Below are 8,038 nucleotides of genomic sequence, written 5' to 3' on the forward strand. Positions count from 1 at the left end.
CTTCCAGCAGTTCGCCGCCGCCGATCACCGAATAGATCCAGTCGCGGCGCGGCAGGGCGGCAAGCGCACGAAGCGCATACTCGATGCCCTTCTTCTCGGTCAGACGGCAGACAGAGATGAATGACAGCGTGTCCCGCTCCCAGGACCGCCACCGGTACTCTATCTCGCCAGGCCGCACGCCCATATGGTGCACCACGACCTTCGCTGGCGGTGCCCCGACATCGATCAGGGCGTTGCTGAAAAAGGCATTCACCGGCATTTGGAGAACGCCTTCTTCGAAGACGGTCTTGTAGCGTGCAAGCGTATTGTCATGCATCGGCCCGCCGACATCATTGCCATGGAATATCGTCACCAGCGGTGCGGAAATCCTGCCCCGCTTGATGACGCGGGCGACGCGCAGGCCGTTGGTGCCGAAATGCGCAACGATGACGTCGGCCTTCCGCAATTTGTGCGCGTTGACGAGATCGAGGGCGGTCGAGAGCTTGTCCCACAGCCTGCCTGACCATTTCCTGAGGAGCGGTCGATAGCGGCCGAGGCTACCCCACCAGCACACGACCTTGCCGGGCAGCGCCTGCCAGCGCCGATCGTCGATATTGTGTTCCTTGCCGAAGGTCGTCTCGTTGCAGACGACGCCGACTTCCATGCCGTGTTCAAGGCATCCGGCTATCTGGTCGAGGACGAAAGTCTCGGACAATGAAGGAAACTTGTCCACCACGAAGCAAATCTTCATCGGCAGGATGCGCTCGCGCGGATATCGACCAGGCGCCCCGTTCCGCACGACCACGCGATGGGTCGGACAGGACGTGCGCAAACCTTGCGGGATGGCTGTAGGACATCATCTTCGAACGCGCCGGGAGCCGGTGTGCTCTCAATGACAGCCGGGCCGGAAACGTCGTGCCCGAGGCACAAGACATGCAGCATGAAACTCGACCGCTGTTAGGCCCACCCGCGGGCGACGTTAGTACAGGTCTTGTTGCACTGCAACATTTTTGCTGCAGCGTAGCAACATTTCCCGCAATTTCACGCCGCCGTTGAATCAATCACTGAGGCGCAGTGTCAGCCGGCAGGCTGCCCGTAAGGACCTTGGCAAAGCTGATTTGCCTGGTGGATTCATTTGCTGACCCTAGCGCGGCCAGTTGGGTAACGATCCGCGCAAAACGTTCATTCAGCTCATCTGCGTTGAACTCTTCCTCGACCTTGCGACGAGCGGCAAGTGCAACAGCTTCGCATTCCTTCGGGTGTTCGGCGACCCAGGCAAGTTTGCCGGCAAGCGTCGAAACATCCCGCTCGGGTGCGAGAAATCCTGTCTCCAGGTCCTGGATCAGCTCAGGGATCCCCGAGTGAACCGTGCTGACCGCAATCAGCCCGGCGGCCATGGCTTCCATAAGCGCGACCGGGATGCCCTCCATGTCCCCGTTGCTGGCGGTGACACTCGGCAGCAAAAAGAGATGCGCCGCGCGAAGCCGTCGTTTCACCTCCATGTGGGGAAGACTGCCAAGGAATGTTACGCGTCCCGTCAACCCCAGCTCCGCGGCCAGCCTCTCCAAATCCATCCGCAGTGGACCGTCCCCGATAATATCGTAGCGCCAGTCTATCTGCGGATGGGAGGCCGCGAGTGCGGCCAAGGCACGCAAGGCGAACTCGACGCCCTTCTTCTCCACCAGGCGGCAAACCGTTGTCACGATCAGCGGGGTGCCCTCCCACGATTCCCAGCGGTAGCTGATCTCGCGGGCATCGATTCCCATGTGGTGGACCGTAGTGCTCGCCGGGGACATGCCGGCTTCGAGAAGAAGCCCGCGGAAGAAATCGTTGACCGTCAGGTTCAAGGTCCCATGCTTGATGAGCCCAGCATATTGTGTTGCAAGCACTGCCTGCCGCGACGGGATGGCGACATCTGCGCCGTGAAAGATGGTTATGACCGGCGGCTTGAGGAACTTCCATTTCTTCAGCGCAGCAGGGTCTCTCGCCGTTCTGTCCGAAGTGAGCGACAATCACGTCACAGCGGTTCAGGCGGCGCGCAAAAACCATATCAAGAGCGGTCGAAACCTTGTATCGCAGGCCCGGCGGCAGCCGCCGTACGAATTCGCGGATTCCAGCGGCCCAACTCCACCAATGCCGGGTTCTGGCCAGCAGCGTCGCCATCGGCTCGCTTTGCCGGTCTATTCGGTCGTCACCTTTCATCCTGTCGCACACGACCTCGACCTCGAAGCCGCGCTCCAGCAGCCCAGCCATCTGGTCCGCAACGAAAGTTTCCGAGAGAAGTGGGAATTCGCCCACGACAAAGCCCACGCGCATCGCCCGCCTGCAAGGTTGGGACTTGGCCAGACCCCCAAGCGGTCCGCGTCGCGCAAGCCCTAATGTAGACGGACAGAATACACGTTGATTGCTGCGATGCCACAAGAATATTGCACTGCAACATCACAAACGAGATAGCCAGGCAATGCCTGGAACCGGGGGCATGAGGCCTTGCGCAACAGCCCGCGCCCGCGGCGCTAGCGAGGCCTATCTGCGAGCGCGGATCCGGCTAGTGCATGTCGCCCCCAGGACGGGTTTCAGGCGGCACGCTCCAGCCCGCTTCGCCTGGCATTGTCGAGGACATTAAGGAATGTCGCGAACTGTTTGTCCGGATTCATCTGCGGCCGTTCTGAAAACAACAGCGCCGCTGCTGAAAGCCGGTCGTACTCGGCCTTGTCGTTCCACAATTGCCTGATCGTCGCAACCCAGTCGGCGAGCGGAGCGTCGTAGTCGAGCACGACGCCACCGGCGCCGATCGCTTCCGGCAGCCCGCCGCGCCGGGACCCGACGACAGGGATGCCGCTGCAATGGGCCTCGGATGCTACCCTGCCCCAGGCCTCTTCCCATTTGCTGGGCGCAAGCAGAATCTTCGTGCGGCCGTAGACCGTCTTCATATCGCTGGTGCGGCTTTCCAGGGTGGCGTTGCCCAGCGGAGCAATGGTTCTTTCGATCTCAGCCCGGTGGTCGTCGTCAAGCATCCAGCTCTCGACGAACAGGAACGGAATTTCAGGGCATTCGCCGGCAATGCGGACCGCCAGTTCGAATCCCTTTTCGTTGTAGGGGTTGATCATCGTCACGAACTCGCGGGTCGTCGGCGTGCTGTAAGTTCCGGGATTGATGGTGGGCGGAATCACCGTCGAATCGATGCCGAATTTTTCCTTGTAGGTGCGGGCGGTGAACTCCGAATTGGCGATGTAGAGCGCCGAGCGCAGTTCGCGCAGGTCGCCAGCCAGTTCATGGAATTCGACATTCCTCAGATAGACAACCAGCGGCACGCCCAGCGCCTGCAGTTCCCTGCCAATCGGCACCGACTTGTGGCACTGGACCACCGCGACATCGGGCTTCAACCGTTCGACCGCGAAGCCCGCCGCCTCCCAGGGGAACCATGCCCGCACCACCGGGTAACCGGGAAAGGTGTCGATGACGGCGCGCTGGCGGAGCAGTTTCATCTTGGCGCGCGCCTTGAAGCCGAACATGCCGTCGCCGAACAGCGCCGCCAGGACCGAGGCCTCATGACCGTTTTCGCGCAGCTGCTCGACCAGATGGTGCGTGCTCGACTGAACACCGCCGCTGAATTGTGGCGTGTAGCCGTTGCCGCCTGCAAACAGAACTTTCATGGACCCTGGCTCCTTGTTGTGCCGCCCTGCCCTCACGCCGCCATCCTGCCGATGCTGAAATATTCGATGCCGTAGCGGGCGATGACCTTGGGATCGTAGAGGTTGCGGCCGTCGAAGATCACCGGCGTGGTCAGCGCATCCTTCAGCGCATCGAAGGAGGGCGCGCGGAAGCTCTTCCATTCGGTGCAGATCAACAGCGCGTCGGCGCCGCGCAGCGCCGCTTCCTTGGTGCCGCAGAGCAAAAGGTCGTCGCGCAGGCCGTAGATGGCCTGGCATTCCTGCATTGCCTCGGGATCGTAGGCCTGCACGTTGGCGCCGGCCTGCCACAGCGCCTCCATCAGCGTGCGCGCAGGCGCCTCGCGCATGTCGTCGGTGTTGGGCTTGAAGGCCAGGCCCCAGAGCGCGAAGGTCTTGCCCTTGAGGTTGCCCTTGAAATAGCGGTGCACCTTGTCGAACAGCACCGACTTCTGCTCGTTGTTGCGCTCCTCGACGGCGCGCAGCAGCTTGGCGTCGAACTTGACGCCTTCGGCGGTCTTGATCAGCGCGCGCACGTCCTTTGGAAAGCACGAGCCGCCATAGCCGAGGCCGGGATAGATGAAGTGGTAGCCGATGCGCGGATCGGAGCCGATGCCTTTGCGCACCTCCTCGATGTCGGCGCCCAGTTGCTCGGCCAGGTTGGCCATCTCGTTCATGAAGCTGATCTTGGTCGCCAGCATGCAATTGGCGGCGTATTTGGTGAACTCGGCGCTGCGCACGTCCATCACGATCATCTTCTCGTGGTTGCGGTTGAACGGCGCATAGAGTTCGCGCATCACCGCCTCTGTATCCTCGCTGGACGTGCCGACGATGATGCGATCGGGCTTCATGCAGTCGGCGACGGCCGAGCCTTCCTTGAGGAATTCCGGATTGGAGGCGACGTCGAAAGCGAGATCCTCGCGTCCTCTCGCCTTAAGCGTTTCGGCGATCCGGGCCTTGATCTTCTCGCAGGTGCCGACCGGCACCGTCGACTTGCCGACGACGATCTTGGGCGCCTCCATCTCGCGGCCGATGGCCTCGGCGACGGCGAGCACATATTTGAGATCGGCCGAACCGTCCTCGCCGGGCGGGGTGCCGACGGCGATCATTTGGATCTGGCCGTGCTTGACCGCGGCGACGGCGTCGGTGGTGAAGCGGATGCGGCCGGCCGCGTGGTTCTCCTTGACGAGCGCTTCGAGCCCGGGCTCGAAGATCGGGATCAGGCCCTGGTTGAGCCGCTCGACCTTTTTCTCGTCGATGTCGACGCACACCACCTGGTGCCCGACCTCCGCCAGCACCGCGGCCTGCACGAGGCCGACATAGCCAATTCCAAAGACGGTCAAATTCATTCGGTTTTGTTCCTGTTCAGGGCCGTCTTCGGTCCGGCCGGTTCAATGTTGCCTGGCCGTGATCCCCACGGCTGTTCCTGTTTGAGCGAACCTAAGGCCTGCGCGGCAAAATCGGTTCCTGGCTTTGCCGCGTCGACCTTGGGTTCGGATGATAACCCTAGTTGCTGTTGGCGCCGCTATTTATGCCGCACGCCAGCGATTCCTTGAACTGGCATGGTTCGCCCAATGCCGTGAACGCGACGCGCTCGACCTGCATTGTGACCTTGCGGCCAGGGTCCGAAAAGGGGCCCATCCAGTTGGTCAGCTTTTCGCTACCCCAGAGGCTGAAGAATATCTTCTGCGAATGGGTCGGCAATTCCGCGGGGTTGGTCACTTCCTGGACCAGCTTGCCGTTGACGTAGAAGCGCAAGCGCTCCTTTTCCCAGACAAAGCCGTAGTCGTTGAAGCCCTTGTCGGTGCCACCTTCGACATCGGCGAGCTTCTCGTTCTTCGGCTTGCCGGAAATGTAGGTGTTGACCTGGACCTTCGAGGTGTCCTTGGTCAGGACCTCGAAGTCGATCTCGTCCCAGGGCTGCTTGTCGGCGGGACCGATGTAGGAAAAGAAGGCGGCGTTGAGGCCGGATCCGGTGTCGGTCTTCATGCGCGCTTCGTAGGTGCCGTAGCCGTAGCGCTTCTTGGTCTGGACCTCGCCGCAGGCGAATTCGCGGTCCTTCACCTGGCGCTTCTCGAAACCGAGCGTCAGCACGCCGTCGGAAAGCTCGACCAGGCTCTTCGACCAGGTGCAATTCTGGTGGGGGCCGTTCGACCAGCCGTCGGAAACATACCAGCGCGAATGATCGAAACTGGTGAAATCATCGACGAATGACGGCGCGCTCTGCACGTCCTGCGCATGCGACGGATGCGGGGCTGCGACCAGGCTTGCGGCAACGGCCAGAAGAAGCGCGCCTGCCGAGCAGAACCGCCGCAGGGCCGCTTGCCGTTGTGACGGCATGGCATCGGCCGCGACGATGGGGGTAGTCTTCGGATATGCGTTCATACCAACTCACCTTTGTGCTGTCCGCCCCAACCCAAAAGTCACCAAATGGCCCGCCCGCGCGAGCCGCTTGAACCTCCGCCCCTAGAACTCCTTAACTGTGCCTCGTACCAAACCTGTGCCTGCGGCCCCGTGCTCGCGCCGTCAGCGTCCGCCTGCCGACTTGACGAAACCGGTCCGCGAATCGCGACCTTGCGCACTCTCGTCGACAATCGCGTCGATCGAATGACGCAGTTCCTTCATCACGCCGTTCTGGCGGGCAAGCTCGGCAATGCGCCGCTCGCAATTCAGGATCGACTTCGTCAATTCGCTGACTTCCGACGACTTGCCTGTCGACGCCGAACCGTTCTCCATCGCCTCGACCAGGAAAGCGGCATTCGTCGCCTTCGTCCGGTAGCGATTCTCAAGCCCGGTCTTCTCCGCCTCGATCTCGCCGGCGATCTGATCGAGCAGCCTTGCCAGACGATCGAAGCGCTGGAGATCGGTCTGCCGGTCCCGGGCCGGATCCCTGGATCTGAAGCCGAATATCGAAGCCATCCGGTTGGCCTTCCAAAATTGCTGCACCGCAACATACACTGCCATTCCGAGGACGAGTAAGCAACCTCGGAGTTTGGCAATGGCGATTTTTTCGCGTTTTGGCCCACCGCGGCGCTGCGGTCCGGCTTACTTTTCAACAGCTTGCGCGTTGGCGGCCATGAGGAAGCGCATCGGCGGCACCGGCCGCTTGGGGGCAAGGCCGGTCTGGCGAAACAGCGCCTCGAACTTGTCGGCGGCAACGCCCAGGACGATGGGCAAGAGGTTCGACTGGCTGGCCAGCGCGTAGGCGGCGGCCGATGCCAGACCGCGCTCGGCCTTCACGTCGAGGAAATTGCGCAGCCGGTATTTGTCGCGCACGTGACGCTCGTGCTTTCTCAGCGCCGCCTTGGACGTTTCCGGCAGGCTGTCGATCGCAAGCAGCGCCAGGTCCGCATCGGCCAGGCGCTTCAGATCCTGCGTCTTGTGGCGACCGCTGAGCGAATCGGCGCGCACGATGGCGCCGTAGCCGCAGGACCTGATGACCTTGAAGCGCGCGCCGCAGGCGACCGCCCGGGCATAGAGTTCATAGTCCTCGCCGAGGCGCAGCTTCTCGTCGTAACGCAGCCCGTGGCGATCGAGGAAGGCCCGGCTGATGACGGGCTTCAGGAAGCCAAGTTCGCCGCGCTGCACGCGGCGCCTGGAGATGTTGCCTTCGACGAAGCGCTCGAAGTCGAGGAACTCCGGATCGGCCGAAAAGGGCGGGGCGACGACCTTGGAGACGTCGGTGGCCGTATCGTCCCTGATCAGCATGATGTTGTCGGCGGCGAAATCCCAGTCGGCGCTGGCGAACAGCCTGCGAAAGCGGCCCTCGAGGAAGAAATCGTCGGCGTCGAGAATGCTGATGAACGGCGCGCTGGAGCCGGCAATCGCGGCGTTGCGGGCAAAGGACGGACCACGGTTGACGTCGAGACGCATGACCTTGAGCCTGTCGCTGCCGTCATCGGCGGCGCGCGCGACCTCGGCGGTGTCGTCGGTGGACGCGTCGTCGACGACGACGACTTCGGCCACCTCCGGTTCGCGCAGCGCCGAAGCGATGGCGGCCGGGATGGTCCGGGCGGCGTTGCGGGCGGCGATGATCACGCAAACCCGGGACATTGTGCTGGACATCAATTCACCTCTCGATTGAACGAGTTCTTCCAAATTTGCTGCCCCTTGATGCCCAAGACGTTCGTCACCGGCTGCCCGCCTCGCCGACTGCCGGCCGTTCGAAAATGCGCCGGCTGAGATCGGCCGAGGCTGCCCAGCCGGCCTCGGCCAGATAGCGCACCGGCGCGCGGCCGCACAATTCCCAAAGCACCGTGCGGCGCTGCGGCCAGCGCAACGACGACAGCCAGGGCGCGATCACCATGTGGAGCAGGTCGGCATTGTCGATGCGCGACAAGATCCGCGTGGCGCGCTCCGACAGCAGCGTGCCCGCTCCACCAAGCAGCACG

8 protein-coding genes and 1 pseudogene are annotated in these 8,038 nt (G+C 62.6%); 1 reads left to right on the forward strand and 8 read right to left on the reverse strand.

The features are described from left to right. Together EN738_RS26345 and EN738_RS36435 are read right to left on the reverse strand one after the other, a co-directional pair. On the reverse strand, nucleotides 1–694 hold a 694-nt coding region (locus EN738_RS26345; protein WP_189605985.1), incomplete at its 3' end, for a glycosyltransferase. 346 nt (nucleotides 695–1,040) lie between these two features. Then, a complete protein-coding gene (locus EN738_RS36435; protein WP_245494699.1) occupies nucleotides 1,041–1,826 on the reverse strand; it encodes a glycosyltransferase in 786 nt (261 codons plus the stop codon). An 88-nt stretch (nucleotides 1,827–1,914) separates the two neighbouring features. Between EN738_RS36435 and EN738_RS36440 the strand changes: the two genes are divergently transcribed. Next, nucleotides 1,915–2,358, forward strand: a complete 444-nt coding sequence (locus EN738_RS36440) for a hypothetical protein (protein ID WP_245494702.1) — start codon at nucleotides 1,915–1,917, stop codon at nucleotides 2,356–2,358. A gap of 194 nt (nucleotides 2,359–2,552) precedes the next feature. Here EN738_RS36440 and EN738_RS26355 read toward each other — a convergent pair whose 3' ends face one another. From EN738_RS26355 to EN738_RS26380, 6 genes and pseudogenes are all read right to left on the reverse strand, one after another. Continuing rightward, complete coding sequence (locus EN738_RS26355) at nucleotides 2,553–3,632, reverse strand: glycosyltransferase (RefSeq protein ID WP_127286255.1); 1,080 nt, start codon at nucleotides 3,630–3,632, stop codon at nucleotides 2,553–2,555. 32 nt (nucleotides 3,633–3,664) lie between these two features. Beyond that, entirely contained in the window at nucleotides 3,665–4,996 is a 1,332-nt protein-coding gene (locus tag EN738_RS26360) for a UDP-glucose/GDP-mannose dehydrogenase family protein (protein WP_127286256.1), read from the reverse strand. Nucleotides 4,997–5,153: 157 nt separating this feature from the next. Next, nucleotides 5,154–5,987: a family 16 glycosylhydrolase gene (locus EN738_RS26365; protein ID WP_245478379.1), complete on the reverse strand. Its 834-nt coding sequence runs from the start codon at nucleotides 5,985–5,987 to the stop codon at nucleotides 5,154–5,156. A 186-nt stretch (nucleotides 5,988–6,173) separates the two neighbouring features. After that, complete coding sequence (locus tag EN738_RS26370; RefSeq protein ID WP_127286258.1) at nucleotides 6,174–6,566, reverse strand: hypothetical protein; 393 nt, start codon at nucleotides 6,564–6,566, stop codon at nucleotides 6,174–6,176. A 126-nt stretch (nucleotides 6,567–6,692) separates the two neighbouring features. Next, entirely contained in the window at nucleotides 6,693–7,712 is a 1,020-nt protein-coding gene (locus tag EN738_RS26375) for a glycosyltransferase family 2 protein (RefSeq protein ID WP_127286259.1), read from the reverse strand. Between the two features lie 64 nt (nucleotides 7,713–7,776). Beyond that, nucleotides 7,777–8,038, reverse strand: a pseudogene (locus tag EN738_RS26380) (hypothetical protein); the annotation flags it as partial.

The sequence above is a fragment of the Mesorhizobium sp. M4B.F.Ca.ET.017.02.2.1 genome, from assembly GCF_003998955.1.
GTDB classification, from domain to species: Bacteria; Pseudomonadota; Alphaproteobacteria; order Rhizobiales; family Rhizobiaceae; genus Mesorhizobium; species Mesorhizobium abyssinicae.

Excerpts from the sequence above, each read along its gene's own strand:
- EN738_RS36440 (WP_245494702.1), top strand. The coding sequence starts at position 1,915 with ATGACCGGCGGCTTGAGGAACTTCCATTTCTTCAGCGCAGCAGGGTCT.
- EN738_RS26355 (WP_127286255.1), bottom strand. The coding sequence starts at position 3,632 with ATGAAAGTTCTGTTTGCAGGCGGCAACGGCTACACGCCACAATTCAGC.
- EN738_RS26360 (WP_127286256.1), bottom strand. The coding sequence starts at position 4,996 with ATGAATTTGACCGTCTTTGGAATTGGCTATGTCGGCCTCGTGCAGGCC.
- EN738_RS26365 (WP_245478379.1), bottom strand. The coding sequence starts at position 5,987 with ATGCCGTCACAACGGCAAGCGGCCCTGCGGCGGTTCTGCTCGGCAGGC.
- EN738_RS26370 (WP_127286258.1), bottom strand. The coding sequence starts at position 6,566 with ATGGCTTCGATATTCGGCTTCAGATCCAGGGATCCGGCCCGGGACCGG.
- EN738_RS26375 (WP_127286259.1), bottom strand. The coding sequence starts at position 7,712 with ATGTCCAGCACAATGTCCCGGGTTTGCGTGATCATCGCCGCCCGCAAC.